Source organism: Ruegeria sp. ANG10 (assembly GCF_040705255.1).
In the GTDB taxonomy this organism is placed as follows: domain Bacteria; phylum Pseudomonadota; class Alphaproteobacteria; order Rhodobacterales; family Rhodobacteraceae; genus Ruegeria.
The window spans coordinates 274,554-296,963 of record NZ_JBFCVU010000001.1; the positions used below are offsets into that span (position 1 = coordinate 274,554).

General features: G+C 57.4%; 19 protein-coding genes. 8 read left to right on the forward strand and 11 right to left on the reverse strand.

Going from position 1 to position 22,410, the window contains the following annotated elements:
• Nucleotides 1-3: 3 nt before the first annotated feature.
• A complete protein-coding gene (locus AB1A64_RS01350) occupies nucleotides 4-387 on the forward strand; it encodes a biopolymer transporter ExbD (RefSeq protein WP_366549747.1) in 384 nt (127 codons plus the stop codon).
• Complete coding sequence (locus AB1A64_RS01355) at nucleotides 384-1,202, forward strand: TonB family protein (protein WP_366549748.1); 819 nt, start codon at nucleotides 384-386, stop codon at nucleotides 1,200-1,202. The genes AB1A64_RS01350 and AB1A64_RS01355 overlap by 4 nt, the downstream gene beginning before the upstream one ends.
• A gap of 12 nt (nucleotides 1,203-1,214) precedes the next feature.
• Here AB1A64_RS01355 and AB1A64_RS01360 read toward each other — a convergent pair whose 3' ends face one another.
• The 5 genes from AB1A64_RS01360 to AB1A64_RS01380 form a co-directional block, all read right to left on the reverse strand.
• Nucleotides 1,215-1,883: a hemolysin III family protein gene (locus AB1A64_RS01360; protein ID WP_366549749.1), complete on the reverse strand. Its 669-nt coding sequence runs from the start codon at nucleotides 1,881-1,883 to the stop codon at nucleotides 1,215-1,217.
• 37 nt (nucleotides 1,884-1,920) lie between these two features.
• On the reverse strand, nucleotides 1,921-4,269 hold the full coding sequence (locus AB1A64_RS01365) for a fatty acid cis/trans isomerase (protein ID WP_366549750.1): 2,349 nt from the start codon (nucleotides 4,267-4,269) through the stop codon (nucleotides 1,921-1,923).
• A gap of 69 nt (nucleotides 4,270-4,338) precedes the next feature.
• Nucleotides 4,339-5,418 (reverse strand): pyridoxal-phosphate dependent enzyme, encoded by a 1,080-nt coding sequence (locus AB1A64_RS01370; RefSeq protein WP_366549751.1) that lies wholly within the window; start codon nucleotides 5,416-5,418, stop codon nucleotides 4,339-4,341.
• A 79-nt stretch (nucleotides 5,419-5,497) separates the two neighbouring features.
• Nucleotides 5,498-7,555, reverse strand: coding sequence for a pyridoxamine 5'-phosphate oxidase family protein (locus AB1A64_RS01375; protein ID WP_366549752.1), 2,058 nt, complete (start codon nucleotides 7,553-7,555; stop codon nucleotides 5,498-5,500).
• 64 nt (nucleotides 7,556-7,619) lie between these two features.
• Nucleotides 7,620-8,243 carry a glutathione S-transferase gene (locus AB1A64_RS01380; RefSeq protein ID WP_366549753.1) on the reverse strand — a complete coding sequence of 208 codons (624 nt, stop codon included), beginning with the start codon at nucleotides 8,241-8,243 and terminating at the stop codon, nucleotides 7,620-7,622.
• A gap of 126 nt (nucleotides 8,244-8,369) precedes the next feature.
• Here AB1A64_RS01380 and AB1A64_RS01385 point away from each other — a divergent pair, with 126 nt between their 5' ends.
• The 5 genes from AB1A64_RS01385 (at nucleotide 8,370) to AB1A64_RS01405 (ending at nucleotide 12,053) form a co-directional block, all read left to right on the forward strand.
• A complete protein-coding gene (locus AB1A64_RS01385) occupies nucleotides 8,370-9,257 on the forward strand; it encodes a LysR family transcriptional regulator (RefSeq protein WP_366549754.1) in 888 nt (295 codons plus the stop codon).
• A gap of 119 nt (nucleotides 9,258-9,376) precedes the next feature.
• A complete protein-coding gene (locus AB1A64_RS01390; RefSeq protein WP_366549755.1) occupies nucleotides 9,377-9,997 on the forward strand; it encodes a glutathione S-transferase in 621 nt (206 codons plus the stop codon).
• A 38-nt stretch (nucleotides 9,998-10,035) separates the two neighbouring features.
• Nucleotides 10,036-10,704, forward strand: a complete 669-nt coding sequence (locus tag AB1A64_RS01395; protein ID WP_366549756.1) for a cupin domain-containing protein — start codon at nucleotides 10,036-10,038, stop codon at nucleotides 10,702-10,704.
• A gap of 116 nt (nucleotides 10,705-10,820) precedes the next feature.
• Entirely contained in the window at nucleotides 10,821-11,384 is a 564-nt protein-coding gene (locus AB1A64_RS01400; protein ID WP_366549757.1) for a TetR/AcrR family transcriptional regulator, read from the forward strand.
• Nucleotides 11,385-11,546: 162 nt separating this feature from the next.
• Nucleotides 11,547-12,053 carry a hypothetical protein gene (locus AB1A64_RS01405; protein ID WP_366549758.1) on the forward strand — a complete coding sequence of 169 codons (507 nt, stop codon included), beginning with the start codon at nucleotides 11,547-11,549 and terminating at the stop codon, nucleotides 12,051-12,053.
• 59 nt (nucleotides 12,054-12,112) lie between these two features.
• Here the strand turns inward: AB1A64_RS01405 and AB1A64_RS01410 are convergent, their stop codons facing one another.
• From AB1A64_RS01410 to AB1A64_RS01425, 4 genes are all read right to left on the reverse strand, one after another.
• Nucleotides 12,113-13,630 carry an ABC transporter permease subunit gene (locus AB1A64_RS01410; RefSeq protein WP_366549759.1) on the reverse strand — a complete coding sequence of 506 codons (1,518 nt, stop codon included), beginning with the start codon at nucleotides 13,628-13,630 and terminating at the stop codon, nucleotides 12,113-12,115.
• 10 nt (nucleotides 13,631-13,640) lie between these two features.
• Entirely contained in the window at nucleotides 13,641-14,690 is a 1,050-nt protein-coding gene (locus AB1A64_RS01415; RefSeq protein ID WP_170516296.1) for a glycine betaine/L-proline ABC transporter ATP-binding protein, read from the reverse strand.
• 63 nt (nucleotides 14,691-14,753) lie between these two features.
• Nucleotides 14,754-15,722, reverse strand: a complete 969-nt coding sequence (locus AB1A64_RS01420; RefSeq protein ID WP_366549760.1) for a glycine betaine ABC transporter substrate-binding protein — start codon at nucleotides 15,720-15,722, stop codon at nucleotides 14,754-14,756.
• 35 nt (nucleotides 15,723-15,757) lie between these two features.
• Nucleotides 15,758-18,079, reverse strand: a complete 2,322-nt coding sequence (locus AB1A64_RS01425; protein WP_366549761.1) for a DUF1989 domain-containing protein — start codon at nucleotides 18,077-18,079, stop codon at nucleotides 15,758-15,760.
• Between the two features lie 152 nt (nucleotides 18,080-18,231).
• On the opposite strand from AB1A64_RS01425, the gene AB1A64_RS01430 reads away from it, so the two are divergent.
• Nucleotides 18,232-19,215, forward strand: a complete 984-nt coding sequence (locus AB1A64_RS01430; RefSeq protein WP_366549762.1) for a LacI family DNA-binding transcriptional regulator — start codon at nucleotides 18,232-18,234, stop codon at nucleotides 19,213-19,215.
• A gap of 175 nt (nucleotides 19,216-19,390) precedes the next feature.
• Here the strand turns inward: AB1A64_RS01430 and AB1A64_RS01435 are convergent, their stop codons facing one another.
• On the reverse strand, nucleotides 19,391-20,476 hold the full coding sequence (locus tag AB1A64_RS01435; RefSeq protein WP_366549763.1) for a ParB/RepB/Spo0J family partition protein: 1,086 nt from the start codon (nucleotides 20,474-20,476) through the stop codon (nucleotides 19,391-19,393).
• Entirely contained in the window at nucleotides 20,469-21,854 is a 1,386-nt protein-coding gene (locus tag AB1A64_RS01440) for an AAA family ATPase (protein ID WP_366549764.1), read from the reverse strand. The genes AB1A64_RS01435 and AB1A64_RS01440 overlap by 8 nt, the downstream gene beginning before the upstream one ends.
• Between the last annotated feature and the right edge of the window lie 556 nt (nucleotides 21,855-22,410).

Consider the following 22,410-nt stretch of genomic DNA (forward strand, 5'->3'; position numbering starts at 1 on the left):
GCGATGAATTTCTCGGACCCATCCGGCAAACCGCGCCCTGCATCCATCCTGCCAATGATCAATGTCGTGTTTCTACTGCTGATCTTTTTCCTGATGACGGCGAACCTGATCAAACCCGAGCCGTTCGAAGTTGCCCCGCCGCAATCGACATCCGACACCGACCCCAAGGTCGAGCGGGTGCTTTATGTCGACAAAACCGGCCGCATGTCCTTCGAAGGGGCAGAAGGAAACGCGGCGCTGGTCGCCTTGGCAACGATCAGCGAAACCAACAGCGTCGTCCAGGTTCGCGCCGATGCGCGGCTTGAGGCCAAAGTGATGTCTGGGCTGCTGCGTGATCTTGCACAAGCGGGACTGAACCAGATTGAACTTGTGGTGGCCCGAAAATGAAACGCTGGGTCGAAGCCTTGGTATTTGTCGCTCTGGCCGCCGCCTTGCATCTGGCCGCCTTTGCCAGCCAGTCAAAGCCCGGTGTTGTTGCGGGCGGTGTTGGTGGTGCGGATTTGGCCACGATAAAAGCCGCAGCCCCCTCGGTGACCGAGATGGTAAAAACGTGGGAGGCTGCGCCCATCACGCCCACTCAACAGATGCCGACCGTGCAAGTGCCGCAAACCCCAACCGTCCCCGCCGGACCGATCTTGAAAGTCGATCAGGCCCCAAGGGCGCAAATGACAATCGCACTTGCCCTGCCAAAACCAGAGAAGCTACCGCAGGTGGACACGGCACAGCCGCCACCAGTTGTCGCGCCGACGGAAAGGGCCGAGCGTGAAGCTCAACAGCCAGACAAGACGTCGACGCAGAACGGTCAAAAAGCCAAGGTAACCGCCGCCGGTATCAACAAACAGGTGGCCGCAGGTTCAGGTGACGGATCGCAGGCCGGGGCGGGATCGGCGAATGTGAACGCTGGGTCCTCTGGAAAGCAAGCAAAGCTCAAGGTGTTTTGGGGTGCAAAAGTCCGCGCCCGCATCGAGCGCAACAAGCAATCGCTGCGCCGCACGGATGGCGGCAGCGCCACGATCACCCTGACCGTTTCGCGCGACGGGCGTCTGCTGTCGCATAAACTGTTGAAATCCTCGGGCAATTCGGCACTGGATCAGGCCGCGCTTAGCGCTGTGGCCCGTACAAAGCGCGTACCGAAAGCACCCAAGGGGTTGCAGGGCGACAGCTTTCGCTTTTCTGTACCGATCAGGTTTGAGCCCCGTTAACCGACGCCACCGTTAGGAAAACGGGTGGGGTTCCAATAGAATTCGAACCGAAATCGCGGTGAAAAATAGCGCGCTGCCGGTCAGGACAAACACGTGCCAGATGGTGTTGTGAAACGGTAGGTGTTCCGAAAGATAGAATGCAACGCCGACGGTATAAACGACACCGCCCGCCATCATCAGCCACACTATTGTCGGCGACAGCTCGGCCAGCATGGATTGTCCGGCCCAGATGATGGCCCATCCCATCATCAGATACAGGCCCAGACCAAACCACCGAAACCGGTTTGGATCGATCAATTTCAATGTCGATCCCAGCGTCGCCGACGACCATAAGCCAATCAAAAGCCCCCAAGCCTGCCCGCCCGAAAGCAAAACGAACGGCGTGTAGGTGCCGGCGATCTTGACGTAGATACCCGAATGATCCAGTCGGCGCAGTAGATCGGACCATCTGTCATTGTCGACCATGTTGTAGAGGGCGGAAAACGTCAGCATCAACACCAGCGTCACGCCATATATCGAAACTCCCAGTACCGCCTCGGGCTCGGACCGGTGTTGGGCGGTGATTGTGATCAGAACCGGCACGGCAACAAAGGCTGCGGCCACGCCCAGTACGTGTACAACCCCATCGCTGATACGTTCGGCCCGGGTATAGGCCGGCCGGATATCTGCAAAAGACCACATGTCTCAAATCTAGGGGCCGGATCGCAATCCGACAAGCTTAGGTCGGATCATCCCCCGCCTTCGGGTCTTTGTACCTGTTCAGGTCAAACACCCCTGCCTGTATTGGCTTCTGATCCAGGAACATCTCGTAAATCCGATCGCTGAGCGCCCAGAATTCAGGGCTTGTCCGGCGCACGCCGTATTCTGCCACCAAAACCATGTAATCGCTCTGCGACCTGACGGATTTCAACGCGCTGATAAAGGGGGCCATTTGGTCCTGCCCGACATGAAAATAAAAGTTCGGATAACTGCCGATCAGACCCGGTAGTATTGTCACCTTGTCCTCGGCAGGGAGTCGGCGCGCCTTTTCTTCAAACAAAAAGGCGACGTTGGAATGCGCCTTGTCATGGGCCAGGGTGAACAACTCTGTCGCACCGCCATCTTGCTCGACCACAAGAACGGACAGGTCGGGCAGATACTTCACCCAATCTCCGGTCTGATCTGCCAGATCGCGCAGCAAAATGCCTGACTGATCCGCGGGGCACCCGCCTTCGGCACACCGGTTGATCGGGTCGGTGGTGGGCCACAGGCCGTTGCCACGTTCCAGAAGGGTCAAGAGAAACTCTTGCTTGGGTGTGGTGGTTGCAAAGGTGATGCCGGTGGGGAAATGCCCATCAACGTGGCGACGGTGCCAATAGGTAAGCCATTCCGCCAACACGCCCTGATACCAGCCTTGATGCATCTGCGACCGGACATCCCGTGGCATGAAAAACAGGAAGGTATCCTCACTCTCCATCCGCAGCTCGTTCATATAAAGCCGTGTGGTCAGCTGATGCTCAACCCGGCCGAAAACATCATAGCCCGCCACAAGGTCATAGTAGATACGTTCGAACACTGGAAAATCCAGAACCCACGCGGTTTCGGGAATGCCTCCGTGAAATCCGGTCATGGCCGAGGCGTTGTCGAAATGGCGGAACACGGTGATCAGAGCGTTGGGATTAGAGCCGTCACCGTCCCAGATCGAGCCATAGTCAAACCCCGTCTCGTATATCGGGGCCTGCTTGTACCGTGCGTCCCGAAACTCGAGATACCGAACCTGGTTCTTGTGCGAAAACCCCGGCAACGCGCCCAATGCACCGGCGTCGGCCTCAGACACGGGCAACTCCAGATAGACGGCCCCGTCTTGCAAAAAGCTGGGGTCCGTGACTGACAAATCCGCATCCGGGTCAAGGAAGCTGACCCAGAACCGGTCTTCGATCACATCAACTGCGGTCGCTCCGTGACAGACAGGGCCACGGATGAAGCTGCGGACAAAAAACAGCGCATCATCCAACAAAAACTGATAGCGGCTTTTGGCGGGCATCTGCATGTAGGTGCTGAACGGATTGCCGCCCTCGGCATCGCCATAGGGGGGTAGCTCTGTAAGGGTCCAATCGGGGTCCAAAAACAATTGTCGATAGCGCGCCATGCGATCTGGTCCCATCGAATAGACCAGATGTTCCTTGTGGACGATCGTTTCGGTGACCTGCTGCAACCGATAGTAAAACACCCCCGCCCCCGGATCATCGAACGGCCGCCGCGTGGCAATAATGTTTATGGCTTCACCCGGCGCGGTGGTTGAACGGACAAGTTGGAAGAACCGCCGCGCATCGTCGCCCTGAAAATTGAGGCGTGCCAGAAACAGGTGTTCGTACAGATACCGGCTCATTAACTGGCTGCGCGGGTCGTTTGAATTTAGGAAAGCCTCCCATTGCGTGATCTGGTCCTGAATTTCTGCGGGAATGTCGGTTGCAACAGATGGCAGCGCCGTGCCGCTGCGCGCCCAAGCCATAAGGGCCTGATATTCAGCATCCGCCAGCGGCGCTGTGCCATAGGGCATGCCCGCAAGCGCATGATCGCGGCTGAACTGATCAAATTCACCGGATGTCGGACAAACCAGAGGGCGATCCAGCGCCAGACCAAGCTCGCTCGGAAGCGGCGCGTTTGCCGGCATCGGATTCTGTCGCCCCAGCTCAAGATACCGATCCAACAGACCCGGAGATTCGGCCTCATTCGGATCACGGGTTACCGTATGAAACCCCAGGGCCCGCCATTCAGGGACCGTTTGCGCATCAACCCCCAGCCGCGTGGGTTGGGCATCGCTTAAACGCTCGGTATGATAGACGGCCTGCTTGCTTGCCCCGCGCTGAACGCCTGCGGGCGAGGTGAGCTTCAACTGGCAAGGCGCGTCATAGCAGCTGTGGCAGACGACACAGCGACGGTCCATGATCGATTTCACATCAACCAAACTTTGACCCTGTGCAACGGGGCTGGTCGTTTCTTGGGCCCGGGCATCCAGGGTAAAAACACCGATGCTGGCCACAGCCATCACGATTGCGACTTTCAGCGGCAATAGACCTTTTCGCATCTGCGCTCCCCCGTAACTTGCCGATATCATTGCAGTTACGGGGGGTATTAGGCAAGAAACCCTTTATCGTCAGCCGATGTGATATCCGGGTGTCGAGCGCGAGATCGCAGTCTCTTCTTCTGTCATCTCAACCGGGAACCCGTCGAATAGGGGCGTGCTCAGATACCGCTCACCCGTGTCGGGTAACATGCACAGGACCGACGCGCCGGGTTCGGCCTGTTCGGCAATCTGCATTGCGACGGCAAAGGTCGCGCCACCGGATATGCCGGTCAGGATACCCTCTTGGCTGGCCAACTTCTGCGCCCATTCAACCCCTGTCGGACCAGCCACCGGGATCAGCTCATCAAAATAGCTGTTGTCGATGGATTCCTGCAAAACCGCGGGGATAAAGTCCGGCGTCCAGCCCTGAATGACATGCGGCTCGAACGCGGGGTGACTTGAGACGGGGTCGCTGTCCTTGCCACGCTCAGTCGCGACGCCGCTGCCCACCAACTGCGCGTTGGCCGGTTCGGTCAGGATGATTTTGGTCTCAGGACTCTCGGCGCGCAAAACACGCGACACCCCGGTGACCGTGCCGCCGGTGCCATAGCCGGTCACGAAATAGTCCAGCCTGTCGCCATTGAAGTCACCCAGAATTTCCCGCGCGGTTGTTGCGGCGTGGATCTCGGCATTGGCCTGGGTTTCGAACTGACGCGCCAGAAACCAGCCGTGTTCCTGGGCCAATTCAACAGCCTTGCGGTACATGCCAAAGCCTTTTTCCGCCTTTGGCGTCAGAACAACCTTTGCCCCCAGCATGCGCATCAAGCGCCGCCGCTCGGTCGAAAAGCTCTCGGCCATGGTCACAACCAGCGGATAACCCTTTTGCGCGCAGACCATCGCCAGACCGATACCGGTATTGCCGCTGGTGGCTTCGACAACTGTCTGGCCAGGTTTCAGGGCACCGCTGCGTTGTGCGGCCTCGATGATATTGACGGCAAGACGATCCTTGACCGATCCGGCGGGGTTGAACGCCTCGAATTTCACGAACAGGTTGACGGTCTCGGGCCCCAGGTTGTTGATGCGGATCGTCGGGGTATTTCCGATGGTGTCGAGGACACTGTCATAGATCCGGCCATTGCCCGATGTGGTTCTGAGTGTAGCATCAGTCATAGGGTTTCCTTAAATGATCGCGGGTGTCATCAGACCTTTTTACCCGGCGCATAGGACAATGTCCCGAAAACCTTTCACCTCAGAGATCCAGCACAACCGTGTCCGACCCCTTGGCGGGCACGGCGCAACAGATCAGCACCTCGTCTTCTGAATGTTCAGCTGATGGTTCGGTGCGATAGGCAACTTGACCGGCGATCTTGCGGGTTAGACAGCTGCCGCATGATCCAGATCGGCATGAGAAAGATGGTGTTAATCCCTGCGCCTCGGCCACTTCCAACAGGGTCGGGTCGCCTTGCGCCCAAGGCACCTTTTGATTGCTGGCTTTGAATTCCACATTGGCTGCCTCGGCCTCAGGCTCGGGCTGGAATGCGGTGGCGATCCCGTCAGCGCGCCGCGTCAATGCGGCAGGGCCAAAGGCTTCGGCAAAAATCCGGCCATCCCGAACGCCGAGATCGCGCAGCATGTCATAGATCGCTTGCATGAAAGGCGCCGGGCCACACAGAAAGAAATCATAGTCATCCAGAGGCAGCGTATCTTGGATCAGCTCGGGTGTGACGTAACCCTTGGTGTCAAAATCCACCCCCTCGAGCGTACCTTCCTCGGGCTGTGAAACAACCGAGACATAGCGGATCTTGCCGCTGCTGTTGGCCGCCGCCTGATGCAATTCGGTGTGAAAGGCGCGCTGCGCCACGGTTTGGGCGGCGTGGAATATGGTCAGGTTGCGCGTGTGGCGGGTCCGCGCGCCTTCGTGCATCACATGGCGGGTCATTGACATCATCGGCGTGATGCCGACCCCGCCCGCAAACAACACAGCAGGCCGGGATTCAGACGCATCCAGAAAGAACTGACCTTTCGGGGCTTTGGCTTCGACCAGATCGCCAACCGACAGTGTTTCGTGCAAATTGTTTGACATCACGCCACCCGGTTCGCGCTTGACGGAAATCCGGTACCCCGCATCGCCGGGCGCCGAGGATACCGTGTAGGTCCGCGTTACCGGCCCCGCGCCATCAGGGCTAATACGTAGTGTCAGAAACTGACCTGCTTCAAACGGCAACAGAGGCAAGTCATCCGTGGCCTCGAAGGTGAAAGACCGGATCACGTCGCTTTCATCCTTAACCGCAGCCACCCGCAGCGTTCGCCACTGACGGCGCAGCGCTTCGGCCTCTTTCCTGGCCTCGGCAGTTTGCCAATCATCCGCCATCAGGCTGTTGGGCGAAAACTTCAGAAATTCAGCCCGAAACGGCAGCGCGTCATGAAGGCGCAGACCGTGGTCCAGATGAAACCACCAACCCCGGCTTGCACCATGGAAGCCCGCGATATCGGGATGGTCTTCTGACAGCACCTCAACCGTCCCAGTCAGCATCAGCACATCGCCGGTCTGATAATCCGGGAAAAGCAGACCCGCCCGCGGGTTCACCAGAAAGTTGCCCAGCGTGTTGAAGAAGTTATTGCCTGCAAAATCAGGAACCAGCAGGCTGTTGCCCTCAACCCGAACAAACCCTGACCGTCCGCCCCGATGCGAAACATCGACGCCTGTATGGTCGGGGGTGTTGGCGTGGCTGGCGACATAAAACGAATTCGCCGTCGCGATCATGTCCCGGGCTTTTTGGTCCAGCTCAAGCAACCGATCGACAGGGCGGGTGATGTTGGCGTCTGGCTCTCGGACAAAGGTAACATCATGGGTCTGGATGTACTGCGGACAATTTCCGAAAGACTGCACCACATCCAGAGAGAAACCGCTGTTTTCTATCCGACCCACGGTGGCATTCATACGGTTACGACGCCGGGTAGAAAGTTCGACCCCGACGACACCGATGGGCGCGCCGAGCTTCAGCGCCATACGCAGCGGGTCGTCTGGCAGAGGCTGGACGTCAACATCAAGCCGACGGTCATGCGGTGAATGGATAAACCCCGGCCGACCCGAGATCATCGACGCCCAGGGCCAACCGTCGGGATCGACGCTGCCCACGACAAGAAAAGGCAGTTTGCCAAAGAACTCTCGATGCTGATCGGGCATGTAGGGGCGGATGTAGTTCCGGCCAACAGCCTCCATCTTTTCCCGTTTACCAATGCGGGATTGCATATCCCGTTCACCTGCGTGGAAAGGCGATGTATCTGATGCGGTCGGGGCGTTCATGGCAGACCTCATATGTCAGGGGCGGGTTGACCAGCCACAAATGCGCAGCTGGCCAAGGGGTGGATCAGGCCGCGTTCAGACCAACCGCGGTGCGAGGCATCGGGATAAAGCCGTCCAGCGCCTCGACATTGGCCAGAAGGCGGCGCACGTTTGCGTAAGGTTCAAGCGAAACGTCACCTTCAGGCGCATGCGCGGTGTAGCTGTAGATGGCGACATCCGCGATTGTTGGGGCATCCCCAACCAGCCAGTCGCGGCCTTCAAGATGCGCATCCAGCTTGGCAAGAACCTTTGCCGCGGTGGCGTGGGTAAAGTCCTTGTCCAATGGCGCATTGAAAACATTGATCAAACGCGCAGCGGCAGGGCCAAAGGCGATCTCACCAGCTGCGAGGGTCAGAAACTTCTGCACTTCGGCCTCATGCACTGGGTCCGCAGGCAGATAGGATGGTGCATATTTGCGCGCCAGATAGACCAGAATGGCGTTGCTGTCGGTGATGACCGCATCACCATCTTCAAGCACCGGCACCTGCCCCGCGGGGTTCATCGCCAAAAACGGCTCGCGCTTATGCTCACCACCAGCCAGGTCCACATCGATGACGTCGTGATTGATACCGGCAATGCTGGCAAACAGGACGGCACGATGGGCATGGCCGGACAGGGGGAAGCTGTGAATTCGGATTGCGTTGGACATCTGATAGCTCTTTCTCTGATTGAAGGGGTTCGGCTGAAGGTCAGCATCTACGCGCCAAACTTAGATTGCTTTATCAGAGGCGATAATATACGCATTTATAGAATTACTATGAACGTTGTGTAGACAATGGACACGATCCAAGGCATGCGCACCTTTGCGGCGGTGGCGGCACATTCTTCGTTTACCGAAGGTGCAAAACAAATCGGCATCAGCACTAAACTGGCCAGCAAATATGTCGGCCAGCTTGAGGACCGCCTAAACGCCCAACTGTTCAACCGCACCACCCGCAGTGTTACCCTGACCGATACCGGACGGTCCTATTACGAGCGTTGCCTATCCCTGCTGGACCAGTTTGATGAATTGGAAGGTCTGGTCCAGCAACGCCAGACCGAATTGGCGGGGCGTATACGGATCACCGCGCCAACCGGGTTTGGCTCGGCCGAACTGATACATCTGTTTAAACCATTCCAAACCGAACATCCGAAAGTCACAATCGAATTGCACCTGTCTGACCATCACGTTTCAATGGTCGAAGAAGGGTACGACCTTGCCATTCGCTTTGGCACGCTGAAGGATTCCAACCTTGTGGCGCGCAAGCTGACGGATATGCGGATCGTCTGCTGTGTGTCGCCCGAATATCTGGCGCAACACGGGACGCCACAAGAGCCCGCCGCCCTGTCCAGCCACAATTGTCTACTACAGACCACCGGCAACATGATCGACAATTGGGCTTTCAAAGGACCGGACGGAGAATACGCGGTTTCTGTATCCGGAAACTTTCGCGCAAATTCCCCACGCGCTGTGGCGCATATGGCAGCGGACGGGCTAGGGATAGGCCGGATTCCCTTGTACACGGCACAACCCTTTTTGGACACGGGCCGTCTGCAATTGCTGTTTGAAGCACAAGAGGCAATATCGCTGGGACTCTACGCAGCCTATCCGCAAAACCGCCACCTGACCGCGCGGATTCGTGCGTTGATCGACTTTCTGGTGAAACAGTTACGCGGGGCTTAGACCCCAACGCTTTAGAGCATTTCTAGCCGCAAGAGGTGGGGGTTAAATCAAGGTTGCAAAAATACCTACCTACTGATAGGTATGCTCTCATTGATAACACTTCCAAAGGAATCGCACTTATGAAAATCCATGATATCGAAGGGTTCCCAAACCCAACCCGCATCCGCATAGCTCTGGCCGAAAAGGGCGCATCGGACAAAGTTGAGTTCATCCCGGTGGACGTGATGGGCGGCGAGCACCGCACCCCTGAATTCAAAGCTAAAAACCCTGACGCCGCAGTTCCCTGCCTGGAGCTGCCCGATGGCACACATATCGCGCAGTGCAACGCGATCACCGAATATATTGATGCGACATTCGACGGCCCATCGCTGACTGGGGAAACAGCCAAGGAACGCGCACAAATCTCGATGATGAACCTGCGGGCGGAAAACGGTCTGCTGAACGCAGTCGGCACATATTTCCACCACGCCACCCCCGGCCTTGGACCGGATCTTGAAACCTATCAATGTGCTGAATGGGGCTTGAAACAGAAAGAGGTGGCCGGGCAAGCCATGGCTTATCTGGATTCAGTTCTGGCCGAGAATGAATATCTTGCTGGCGACACTTTCTCGATGGCAGACATCACGGCCTTCGCCGGGTTGGCCTTTGCCGACTTCGCCAAGGTCGACATCCCGGAAAACCTGACCCATCTAAAGGCATGGCGTGCAAAAATGGCGGCGCGCCCGTCCATCGCGGCCTGAACCGGCCCCTGCCACTGAAGTCGAAAGGAAAACTATCAATGGAACTCAACTCGGATTTCTCGTCCCGCGTCGTCGTTCACTCTGATCAGCTTGAGTGGCAGGCCTCGCCGATGAAAGGTGTGGACCGGCGCATGCTAGACCGGATCGGCGGCGAAGTTGCCCGCGCCACCACCATCGTGCGGTACGCGCCGGGCAGCAAGTTTTCGGCTCATACCCACACTGGCGGTGAAGAGTTCATCGTTCTCGATGGTGTATTTCAGGACGAACACGGCGACTTCCCCGCTGGAACCTATGTGCGCAATCCTCCGACTTCGGCGCATACGCCCGGATCGGAATCCGGCTGCACCATCTTCGTCAAGTTATGGCAGTTCGATCTGGACGACCGCACCCAGTTCCGCAAGACCATGGCGGATGAACTGGCCGCCCCGGTAAATGGTGTTGCGACCGCCACCCTGCACAAGGATGACCGTGAGATCGTCACCTATATTCATCTTGATCCGGGCGCGGTTCTCAACTCTGACGCCGTTGGCGGCATCGAACTTTTGGTCATTGACGGGTCCATCACCACTGGCGGCGATGACCTGACCAAAGATGGCTGGTTACGCCTGCCCGAAGGCCAGGCCCTTTCAGCCATCGCGGGTTCCCAGGGCGCAAAAGTCTGGATGAAAACCGGGCATTTGCCTTTTGCCAAAGCTCCGGCGGTCTAGCACATGAAACGCGATCCCTCTGGCCTTTTAGGGGCCGGGCCGGTACTGCTTTGAGGGTGTCAAAGGCAGGGGGAACACCGCTGCCTTTGATTAGCTCGGGAAGGGATTGAACACAGATGGCGACCGATACCAAAACCGCCTTGCTGGATGTTGCCGAACACGCCGCCCGCGCGCGCGGGTTCGATGGGTTCAGCTATGCCGACCTGGCTGATGCGGTGGGTATTCGCAAGGCTTCGATCCACTATCACTTTCCCACCAAGGCTGCCCTGTCCGCTGCATTGATGGATCGCTATCACTCGACCTTTGAGGCCGAATGCCGCAAAGCCGAGGCCGCCCATGACACCGCGTCGCAACGATTGCTGGCATTGATCGGGCTTTACCGAAATGCCCTCAACGATGGCAAAACCTTGTGCCTGTGCGTTTCGCTGATCAGCAGTCTGGAAAGCCTGTCGGACGAAGTGATTGAAAAGATCAAAGCCTTCCGTGCCATGGTGATCAAACAGATCGAAGCGATCTTTGAGTTGGGCTTGCAAGACAAGTCGATCACGGGCGTGACAAATCCAGCGGCTGAGGCCCGCGCCACCTTGGCTTTACTTGAAGGCGCGCTTTTGACCGCCCGCGCCGAACAGGATGTACAGGCCTTTGATGCGGTCGTGGACGTTTTGAAATCCCGCTGCTGAGGCGAGCCGCACGCCGCGGATAGCTGGCCATCCCCACAGGTTTGTTTCAAAATTCTTCGCTTTGTCACCTGTGCGTGAAAGCTCTTTCAATCCGTTGAATTCAGCCGCTGCTTCACAATTTAAGGAAGACAAAGCAACGCAAACGGCATGAAAGGTCATCCCATGGCGATGTCAGAAACTGCGCAGTCTTCGACGGGTCTGTTCCCACGATTCAACATCCCGCTCTTGGGTATGATGTTCATTTCAGGTTTCTTCGCGTCCAATGCGTTTGACCTGTGGGGGCAGCTGATCAGCCCGGCATTGGGGTTTGCCAATTTGTCTCCGCATGGGCTTGCACGCAGCCTGCTGGGAACTCTGGGTCTGCCCAACGGCGATTTCGCCGGGTACTTCGTTCACTTTTATCTGGTTGGCCTGATTGGTTATCCGATTGGCTGGCTCTACGTCTTCAACCCGATCTGGACGACACTGTTCAAAGGCCGCCACATCTTTGTGGGATCAGCAGTCTACGGTTTTGGGCTTTGGGTATTTGCCATTGGCGGTATCACGACCATCGCCGGTTTGCCGTTCTTCTTGAACTTCACGGGTATCACATGGGTCGCGCTGGTTGGGCATGTGATCTATGGCATCGTTCTGGTCTGGGCCATTCGCCTGATCGAACGTTGGTCGTAAACGGGAAGCGTTGGCCGGGGTCAGTCCCCGGCCAGATCGCTTTGGATCCTGCTCAATCTCTACTTCTTACCGGCCACGATCCGATCCAGGATCAGCGCACAAAACAGGATCGCCAGACCGGCCAGAATACCCTGACCTGCCGCCGCATACTGTAAAGCTTCCAGCACGTCCTCACCCAGACCCTTGGCGCCAATCAGTGAGGCAACAACCACCATGGCCAGCGACATCAGAATGGTCTGGTTCACGCCTGCCATGATGGTCTTGTGCGCCAATGGCAGGTCCACCCGCCACAGCAGGTAACGCGGCGTGGCCCCAAAGGCGAGCGCAGCCTCACGCACCGTTTCCGGCACTTGCTGCAAACCCAGAACGGTGAAGCGGATCACCGGGGGGCTGCCGAAAATCATCGTGGCCACAACCCCTGCCGGTTTGCCTGATCCGATGAAAGCCACCACAGGGATCAGATAGACAAAGGATGGCATCGACTGCATGAAATCCAGAATAGGCCGCACGATGGCAAAGGCACGTGGACGGCGGGCGCAATAAATGCCCAGCGGGATACCCAAAGTGATCGAAATCAGCGCTGCCGCACCTAGCAACGCGATTGTGGTCATGGCCTTTTCCCAGAAATCCAGAAGCCCAAGATAGGCGAGCGCCGCGCCGGTAAAGATTGCCACGCGCGCACCGGCGGACAGGTAGGCCAGCATGACGATCACCAGAGCTACCACCGGCCACGGCGTATCGACAAGCACCACCTCAATCCAGTCCAGCAGGGTGCGCATGCCATAGGTCAGCCCGTCAAAGAAGCCGCGCCCTGCGGTCTTGGTCCACTCAAAAACCGCCTGCACCCCGTCGCCAACATTCAACCGCCAGTCGCGATTGGTCGGGAAAGTCTTCAGCACCGCCAAAGCGTCAGGCTGCGCGAATTTGATCATCGACAGCACAACGACAATGCCCGTCAATGCCGCGGCCACAACCATCCGGGGGGTCGACCAGCCATTTGCGACACTTGTGTCCGAGCGCCACCGCGCGAATTGTCCCTCAAGCGTCCAGTTGGCCAGCGACGCTGCCAGAAACTTGACCGCCAGTAACAGGACGATCCCCACCACAAGATAAGTGACACCGGTGGAATCCGCACCGCGCGCGGCCTCTTGGGCCCCGATCAACGCGCCCTCAAGCGATTCCGCCGCACGTTTCAACGACTCCAACGTGGCGGAGCCGGATTGTTCGGCGGCCGAAATCTGCTGGCGGCGCAGCTCTAACGTCTGTTCGATCTGAGCAGCGCGTTCACGGAACTCGCGACCAAGGTCACCAAACAGCCCCAGCCCGATCTGGATATAGGCCAGTGTTTCCAGCACCAGAAAGCCCAGAAACCAAGACCATAGCCCACGCGCGCCAAACCAGATCGGTCCCAGGATCGCCGCGGCCTTGTTCAGCGTGAACCGATAACCGGGCGCCTGCATCATATAGGCAAAGGTTTTCTGGTAGTATTCCTGCCCCTGCCCCACGAAATCGGCGATCAGCCCGTTCAGCCGATCAGCGGTTTCCGGTTGGATCTGTTGCACATCAACATGTTTCATATCGGTCCCCTTATGCCTGGCTGTCCTGAATGGCGCGGATCAGACCCGCGCGGTTGATCACCCCGACCGTGTTGCCATCCTGCGTGACCGCGACGACACCGTGGCCGTCGACACAAAGGTTCATCAGGTCGGACAGATCCATCTCGGGATGCGCTTCTTTTGCATCCTCCGGCACCTCGCCATGATGGGCCTCGAATTCATCTACCGGTTTCATCACCGAATGGGCGAAGATCATGTTGAGCTTGGATATACCGGCCACAAAGTCAGCAACATAATCGTCTGCGGGGTTGAGAATGATCTCTTCCGGCGTACCAATCTGCACGATACGCCCGTCTTTCATAATCGCGATGCGGTGGCCGATGCGAATGGCCTCGTCCAGATCGTGGGTGATGAACATCGTCGTTTTATTCAGCTTGTGGCTGAGGTCCATGAACTGATCCTGCAACTGCTTGCGGATCAGCGGGTCAAGGGCCGAGAATGGCTCATCCATCAACAGGATTTCCGGATCGGCTGCAATGGCGCGGGCAAGGCCCACACGCTGCTGCATGCCACCCGACAGTTCATGCGCGTATTTGTCTTCCCAGCCGTTAAGCTCGACCAGTTCCAAAACTCGGTCCGCCTCTTCCCAGCGGCGGGCCTTGCCAGTGCCCCGAATTTCCAGCGGCATCGCCACGTTGTCACGCACGGTGCGGTGCGGCATCAGGCCGAAGTTTTGAAACACCATGGCAACGCGGCGATTGCGCAAGTCGCGCAGACCTTCCTCATTCAGACCCATCACATCGTCACCATCCAGATAGATATGGCCGTCCGTCGGTTCGAGCAGCCGGTTCACATGGCGCACGAGGGTGGATTTGCCAGACCCCGACAGGCCCATGACGCAGAACAGCTCCCCACGCTCAATCTCGAAACTGGCATCGGCCACACCGACAACACAGTTAAATCGCTCCAGCACTTCAGCCTTGCTCAGCCCGTCGCTGTGGATGGCTTTCAAAGCCTCCTGCGAGCGCGCGCCGAAAACCTTCCACACGCCTTTTGCGTCAATTGCGATATCCGCTGTCATACTGGCCCCACCGCTGTTGAGAGTGTTGAAAGGCGCCCCCGAAACACCGGGGGCGCACCGGCTTCAGTTGGTTTTCAGACCAAGCCAGCCATCAATGGTATCACCATTACCATCGACCCATTCGGCTACGACCTCGTCAATCTCGCGGCCCTTGACCACGACCTCATAGGTCAAACCACTAAGCTGGGCCGCATCCATGTCGATATTGGCCAAGAACGACGCCGCTGCCGGATTGCGCTGTTCCAAAGACTTGGAATGCGCCACGGTCACGGTTTTAACCGGCTCGCCGGTGCTGACATGGGATTTGTTGTACCAATCGGCATCCTGATCCGGCTGCACCATCTTATAGGTGGCCGCGTCATGCTCGGGCTCTTCCAGAATGGTCACGTCATAGAGGGCATGCACATAATGCGGCGCATAGCAGTAAAACGCGGCCCCTTTCTGCTGGTCGATCTGATCCTTCAGACGCGAATAAAACACGGTTTCGTCTTCGGTGGTGGGTGTCAGGAAGGTTTCGATGCCGTAGTCCCGCACCCGCACCTTGAACGTGTTGGTCGACGCCCAGCCGGACGCGCCGACCCAAACCTCACCCAGGCCGTCACCGTCTGAATCGAACAATTCCTGCGCCATCGGCGTGGCCAGATCGTAGATGGATTTGATATTGTGATCTTCGACCATGTAGTTCGGCACGCAAATCCCGGCGCGGCCTTCGTAGCTGCCCGAAGACAGTCCAACAGTACCCTTCTGATCAACGTACTCATCAGTGAACGAAGACTGGTTCGGCAGCCAGACGTCCGGGTGTACGTCGATATCACCCCGCCCACCATCCATCGCGGCAAAGATCACCGCGTTAGCGCCGGGGGCATAACCGACCTCGCCGCCCAGGCGGGTTTCGATGACCTGACCGATCACCCGGCTCATGATTTTGGCACCGGGCCAGCTGGGTTCACCCACCATGACCTTTTCCTGCGCCATTGCCGTTGTTGCGCCCAAGATCATGGTCAAGGTTGCCGTGAATGTAAGGTTCTTCATATGTCTTCTCCCGTTGCGTTGAGTTGCATGCGCCATCAGGCGCGCGCCCGCTTGCGTTGCGGGTCTATGAATGGAATGTCCGAGACGGTGGCACACAGGCGCTTCATCCGCCCATCAAGCTGTCCGATCTCAAGTTCGGTGCCGTTTTCTGCGTGTTCGACCGACAGCCGAACCATCGCGATGGCGTGTTCCAGCATCGGTGATCGTGTGGCCGAAGTGACCACGCCCACCTGCCGCTCACCTGCAAAGACAGGGGCACCATGGGCGGGCACATCATCGCAGCCAATCAGCAACCCCTTTAGTACCCGGCGCGGTTCGCGCGCATTGCGTTCCAGCGCAGCCTTTCCAGTGAATTCGGATTTGGTCAGGTCGACGGCGAAACCCAACCCGGCCTCGAACGCATCGACGCCTGGCGCGAATTCGGCGTTGGCGGCGGCCAGACCGGCTTCGATCCGGATAACGTCCAACGCGGCTGATCCCATTGGCGTGATCCCGAATTCCTCACCCGCCTCCATCACCGCGTCCCAGATGGCGACGGCATCGGATTTGGAGCAGAAGAGCTCATACCCCAGTTCTCCGGTATAGCCTGAGCGCGACAGCATGAACGGTGCGCCCTCACGGTCGCGCAATCGCGCTACGGTGACACCAAACCATTTCAGGTGATCCAGCCCGGGCACATGCGGCTGTGTAAAGGCAATTTTGCGCAACAGGTCGCGCGATTTCGGACCCTGGATTGCCAGGTTCGGCATCGCACCGCGCAATGCATGCACGCGCACTTGCAAACCGCGTTCATCCGCCAGCGTCTGCAAAACGCGCCCGCTTTCTTCCGAGCCACAGCACCAGCGAAAAATCTCGGGCGCGAGGCGGAATAATGTGCCGTCATCAATCACGGCCCCGCTTTCGTCACACATCAAGGTGTAAGACCCGCGCCACACCGGCAACTTGGCCACGTTGCGCGTGGTCGCCAGCTGCAACAGCGTCTCGGCATCCGGGCCGATGATGTCGAATTTGCGCAACCCACTCATATCCTGAACCGTTACCGCCTGACGACAGGCCCAATATTCTCCCAACGTGCCATGGGCGGGATAGCTGACCGGCGCCCACAGATCACGCGCCGGCGCGAAATGCTGGGTCAGCGGGGCGAGCCGGTCGTGAAATGCGGATTCCTGACTGATCGACATCGGGGCATCTTCCTTTTCACGATAGGCCACCGCCCGGCGGATCGGTGTTTCGGGGCGATATATGCGCACATGCACATCCGTCGGGTTCCAGCCATTGATCGGGTCAATGTCATCCGGGCAGGCGGTCGAGACACAGACCAGATCCTCGATCGCGCGCATCGCGACATAGTCCCCAGGACGAGAATGGGATTCTTCGGTCTGGATGTGATGAGTCGCCGGATCGATCCATGTGTTCCAAAAGAAATTGATGGCCGGCCAAGCCGCACGCCGTGCTACGCCATAAGGGGCCAAAGCATTCGACATGTTGTCAGAACAATTCAGATGGCCGGGAAAGCCCCGCTCCTCATACCCGCGTGCTGTGCAGGCCAGCCCGAACGTGTCGTGCCGCCCGCAGGTGTCCTGTATGACATTCAACAGCGGACGCATCTCGCGATCATAGAACTTGTCCAGCAACCCCGGCCCCGGAAATGCGCGCCGCACCATCGAACGGGTGGCGGTCGAGTCGATCATCCACTCGTCACCCCGATCCAGCCCATCAGCGCGCAGCGCCATGAAATCTGAACATTGCTGGCCTTCGACGTCGATGATCTGAACAAACTCTCCGGCCTTCAGTTCATAGGCAATCGCCCGACCCCGCGGTACGGTGAATTCATCGCGAGTATCACCCAGCAAAGGTGGCAGATGCAGGGCTTGCGCAGTGGATGATTTGTGTTGAACCGTAACGCATCCGGCCCCAGCACCTTCGATCAACCCCGCACGTTCATTAGGGCGGATCACCCAGACCGTAACGGATGTGTCGGCGCGCAGAATCACTGGATCGGTCACTTGATCTAACCTGTGACCCGGAACCGGTTCCGCCCCGCCCTGCATGGCGATCCATCCTGAAAACCGGGCACTGTCAAAATCGGCCACCGCGATCTGTCCGTTTGCCGTCAACCCCAAGGTTGCCAGCATTGGTTGCCCTACCTCGTCAAAGGCCGTCAAATCCAGAGGTTGCGCCGGGCCAACCCCTTCTATCGACAGCAAATCCCCAGCAGACATCTTCAGCTGAATGGCCTCACGCGGGGCCAGGATATGCGTCCGCGCGTCTGAGAGTTTCGGAAAGCCCGGAAACCGCCGACCGGGGCCGTCAAACCCCGTATTCGAGAACGTATGTAGGACTGAAGATCCGTTCATGATGCAGCCAGAAACCCAAAATGTAACTAGTTACAAAGGTTGCTGAAACTAGTTACATATGTCAACACTTTCTTAAACGACCGCAGAAACGGACCCAGAAAACGGTGAAGCCCAAAAGCCCTGAACCCAAAAAACGCTCAAATCTCAGAGACGTGGCCAAAGCTGCGGGCGTATCGGTTGCAACGGTGTCACGGGTTCTCAATGAACCGGGCGTGGTGAAGAAAGACACGCTTGAGAAAGTCCAGGCTGCCATTGACGCGTTGAAATTCGTACCCAGCGCCGCTGCACGGGCGATCAATTCCGGCCGCACCCGATTTGTCGGGGCATTGGTGCCAACGCTGGACAATGCGATCTTTGCCCGGTTCCTTGCCGCGCTAGAGCGTGAGCTTTCTGCGCACCAATTGTCCCTTGTTGTGGCGACAACAGACTCGGACCTCGAAATCGAAGCCGACAAAGCGCAAAGCCTTGTTGATATCGGGGCCGAAGGTTTGATCATCACCGGTGCCACTCACAGTGGCGCGCTGCACGACCTGATCGACAGGACAACGCTGCCGACGATCATCACATCCTTTTTTGACGCAACAAACCCTCTGCCGACCATCGGGTATGACAACGAAGCGGTGGCTCAGCTTGCCTTGCAGCATCTTGCCGACCTTGGGCATCGTCACATAGCTGTTGTACACGGTCCGGTGCATGACAATGACCGAACACGTGCACGTCTTTCCGGGCTGCACGCCCTGCCCTGGGACGGAGAGCTAACCTGCTACGAGACCCAGATCAGCCTTCGTGGCGGCGCGGAAAGTGCCAAACGCATCTGCGGGCAGGCTCAAAAACCGGAGGCCATTTTGTGCCTTTCAGATGTCGTTGCCTTGGGGGTTTTGTTCGGTCTTCAGGCCGAGGGTGTCCGCGTGCCCGATGAGATCTCTCTGGTTGGGGTCGACGATCTGCCCAGTTCTGCTGTCGCAGTACCTGCCATCACCACAGTGCATTTGCCGGTGTCTCAAATGGGCGAGAAAGCCGCCGTCGCCCTCGCACGCTGGATTTCGGATCAGGAAAGACCCAGCGCCGAACGGCTTGACGGTCAGCTGATCGAACGGCGGTCAGCCATTCCGAACCCGTCCCGTTTGACGTCCTGAGAACCAAGTTTCCGTTTCATACGGGTACGGCATGACCCTCACAACCGTTGGCACATTACGTGGAACCCCAGCTTCCTAAGGTGCCAGACGCTCGGCCCTATTGGTGCGCAAAAATAAGTCATTTTGCGCACCACATAGCTGGTCTTAGTATGCGGCCCTATCTCAACTTTCTGCTTTATGTTTCGCCGCGAAACTCACGCAGGTAATCGGCCAACCTTTCAACGATGTTCTGCGCGTCTTCGGCAGGGATATCCATTCCACGAATACGAAGGCGCAATTCGCCTGCGGACACTTCGGCCAGAATGTCGCCGCCTCCGGCCAACGCTACCGGAGCCAGGCGCTGAACCTGTTGTGGACGCCCTCCCCTCGCCTTGTCTTTCACAGGGGCAGGTGACGTCCTTAGGGCGGCTTCCAGCAACGCCCATTCCGATTTTTGGTCCAACTCGCCTACCTCGGCCAAAGCCTGACGCAATTGGGGTTGCGCCCCCTCCCGCAATGCGGTCGCCAGTTTCAAACCGGCTTTTTCGGACAAGGCGATCGGGTGCTGCAACAAATCTCCGAGTGCTTCATGCACCACCGCAAAACTACGAACCTTGGATCGTTTTGCCTTGGACGCAGCCGCAAACAAAATGTCAACAGCGGCTTCTGTCGATGCAAAAACCCCCTGCCCTGCGGCCAAAACGGCGATGCGTCCACGTTCATATGGGCTGAGGTTTGCTCTGAGTTCGTTTTCCTCGACCATTGAGACATAGGCGCCCTGCCCCGAACCGGCCTCTCGGACAAAGGCTGGGATTTCGGAAAACCGCGGATCGGTCTCGGCCAGGCGCCGGAATGCATTCAATCGCCGGAAGCCAGAAATCAACCCGTAACCTTCGCCGTCGCGCGTGACCTCAATCGGTGTGCGCAACCCGTGAACGCGCAACGACTCCAGAAGTTCCGCCATGGCTTCTTCATCTTCAACCATCCGGTCGCGACGAATGAAATCGGCATCAATTTGATTCAGCGACAGCATTTCCGCCACCAGCCCGGCATCCTGCGCATCGCGCCATCGGGCCGCATCGCCTTGATCCTGCGCCAGGGCAAGTCGATCCGTCACGGCTGCCATGCCGTTGAGCGTTGCCGCCTCAGCCGCAACCTGTGCAATCGGAGGCGTCGATGATTTGGTTTCAAACGGGCTGATCGACGGTTTCGCGGCGAAACCAGCCTCAAGCTGTTCCAATTCTGACGTGTCCGGAGCGGTCAGTCTTCTGCGTTTAGCCATCTGCGTTTCCTTCCATCTGAGCGTCGCGCCACCAGCAGCCAATCAAGACCTGTTTGAATTCTGCGTAGGTCCGGTCGAATGTTTCCCGACCTCGTACATACGTATCGCGATTGAAGTCCCTGTAATCCGCTTCATAGATCCCGTTGACCTGCTCACCCGCCTGACCGACCAGAGCGGTATAGTCCTGACGGTATGCATTCATGAAATCCCCGAAATAGGCCTGAATGACATTTGCCATATCGGTTTGCTGGCTGGCATCAAACCGGGTGATTATGGCCCTGACCACGTCCCATTCAAACTTGAGCTCGGGCAAACCAGCCGCCCTTTGCGCCGCGTTTTCACCGTCCTCGATGCTGGCAAAAGTCGTATAGAGCATGTCAAAGAACCGGCCCGTTGAATCAAATTCAAGGAACGAGGCTCCCAGCGGCACAAGCAAAATGTCGGCCGCAGCCAGCGCGTTGATCGTTAGGTACCCAAGTGCAGGAGGCGTATCGAGGAAAACAATGTCGTAATCGTTCAACACTCCTTCATCCTGCAGAAAGTTGGTCAAACCATCCCAAAGCGGCCAACTGCGCAAACCCATGCGCCAAACAGGTATCTGAAACTCGGCCCAATACAGGTTCAACTGGGCACCGATCAGGTCGATATTGGGCCAATGCGTTTTCTGGATAACATCGCGGGGCAGGGTATTGAGCGCCTCTTGCAGCGTTTCATCCAGGGGGATTTCTGGCTGCCCAGCCGCGTTGCGCACCCGGTTTTCCTCTTGCACGGCACGCGCGTAATCCTTAGCGACAAGCGGAAAAACCGTTTGCCATTCATCTGCAACACTTCCACCCAGAATTGAGGTCATCGAGCCCTGACTGTCCAGATCGATAACCAATACTTTGTATCCATCCAGTGCAGCTGACATTGCCAGATGCGCAGCTGTTGATGTTTTACCAACACCGCCTTTGAAATTGGCCACAGCAACAACCTTTGCAGGAAGGCCATCTGGTCGGTAGGGCAAGTATTCCTTAGTGCTGACACCCTCGGCTGCAAAGTGTTGTCGGAGGGTCAATACTTCCTCCAACGTAAACCATTTGGAGCCAGCCTCGCCTTCGCCCTGTGGCAGTTCGGGATTGGCCTTGAGAACCCGGCGCAGATGCGCTGGAGCGACGGGGATCAGGTATTTGGTGATCTCCCAGATGGAAAATCTACGCAGTCTTTTTTCGCCGTCCGGAGCATACCCACGTCGCGCCAGGTCTTCGCGCCCTTTTGCGCAGAATGTGGCCGCTTTGGCGAATCGAGAAGTTCCGATAGGATCAGGCAACTTTTGCGCTGCTAGCTCTGGATCCAGATTCAAATAGGGCGGCAGAGGAGGTTGGTTAGATTTATTCACTGTCGATGCCTCGGATAATGTTCGCCTTAGCGGCGTATATTGCCTAACATAGCGAACATTTTCGAACGACGCTATCCTCTGAGTAAGAGTTTTCCACAGAATACGCCACCTTGAGTGGGTTTCGTGACGAAACCAGTAAAAAAGACAACACCAGGGCCAACAAAGAGTTTATTTATTTTAGAAGTTTTAGAATCTTTACCAAGAAAATAATTATTAAAACCAATATTCTAAACTCACTTCAGTGCCTGTTTACGGTATGAAGGGGACCCGATTTCGGTATCAAAGGTACCCGTCTACAGGTTGCTGGGTGCCGAGTTTCAGGAAGAAGGGAGCCGATTCGCAGGACACTGAAATTTCGACCGGATTAGACCCTAAATTTTCATTTTTCGCCGGGTCGCAGTACATGTTAAACCCGCTAATTGGGCGACCCCCGCTTCGGTTCTGTGGATAACTGCGGGGATTTTCAGGTCAGGTACCCAGATACAGGATTCCCCCTTTCCTGTATTTGGGTACCCAAATAGAATTGATCCATGGGTACTTTTTGTGCAAGAAATAC

Excerpts from the sequence above, each read along its gene's own strand:
- AB1A64_RS01350 (WP_366549747.1), top strand. The coding sequence starts at position 4 with ATGAATTTCTCGGACCCATCCGGCAAACCGCGCCCTGCATCCATCCTG.
- AB1A64_RS01355 (WP_366549748.1), top strand. The coding sequence starts at position 384 with ATGAAACGCTGGGTCGAAGCCTTGGTATTTGTCGCTCTGGCCGCCGCC.
- AB1A64_RS01360 (WP_366549749.1), bottom strand. The coding sequence starts at position 1,883 with ATGTGGTCTTTTGCAGATATCCGGCCGGCCTATACCCGGGCCGAACGT.
- AB1A64_RS01365 (WP_366549750.1), bottom strand. The coding sequence starts at position 4,269 with ATGCGAAAAGGTCTATTGCCGCTGAAAGTCGCAATCGTGATGGCTGTG.
- AB1A64_RS01370 (WP_366549751.1), bottom strand. The coding sequence starts at position 5,418 with ATGACTGATGCTACACTCAGAACCACATCGGGCAATGGCCGGATCTAT.
- AB1A64_RS01375 (WP_366549752.1), bottom strand. The coding sequence starts at position 7,555 with ATGAACGCCCCGACCGCATCAGATACATCGCCTTTCCACGCAGGTGAA.
- AB1A64_RS01380 (WP_366549753.1), bottom strand. The coding sequence starts at position 8,243 with ATGTCCAACGCAATCCGAATTCACAGCTTCCCCCTGTCCGGCCATGCC.
- AB1A64_RS01385 (WP_366549754.1), top strand. The coding sequence starts at position 8,370 with ATGGACACGATCCAAGGCATGCGCACCTTTGCGGCGGTGGCGGCACAT.
- AB1A64_RS01390 (WP_366549755.1), top strand. The coding sequence starts at position 9,377 with ATGAAAATCCATGATATCGAAGGGTTCCCAAACCCAACCCGCATCCGC.
- AB1A64_RS01395 (WP_366549756.1), top strand. The coding sequence starts at position 10,036 with ATGGAACTCAACTCGGATTTCTCGTCCCGCGTCGTCGTTCACTCTGAT.
- AB1A64_RS01400 (WP_366549757.1), top strand. The coding sequence starts at position 10,821 with ATGGCGACCGATACCAAAACCGCCTTGCTGGATGTTGCCGAACACGCC.
- AB1A64_RS01405 (WP_366549758.1), top strand. The coding sequence starts at position 11,547 with ATGGCGATGTCAGAAACTGCGCAGTCTTCGACGGGTCTGTTCCCACGA.
- AB1A64_RS01410 (WP_366549759.1), bottom strand. The coding sequence starts at position 13,630 with ATGAAACATGTTGATGTGCAACAGATCCAACCGGAAACCGCTGATCGG.
- AB1A64_RS01415 (WP_170516296.1), bottom strand. The coding sequence starts at position 14,690 with ATGACAGCGGATATCGCAATTGACGCAAAAGGCGTGTGGAAGGTTTTC.
- AB1A64_RS01420 (WP_366549760.1), bottom strand. The coding sequence starts at position 15,722 with ATGAAGAACCTTACATTCACGGCAACCTTGACCATGATCTTGGGCGCA.
- AB1A64_RS01425 (WP_366549761.1), bottom strand. The coding sequence starts at position 18,079 with ATGAACGGATCTTCAGTCCTACATACGTTCTCGAATACGGGGTTTGAC.
- AB1A64_RS01435 (WP_366549763.1), bottom strand. The coding sequence starts at position 20,476 with ATGGCTAAACGCAGAAGACTGACCGCTCCGGACACGTCAGAATTGGAA.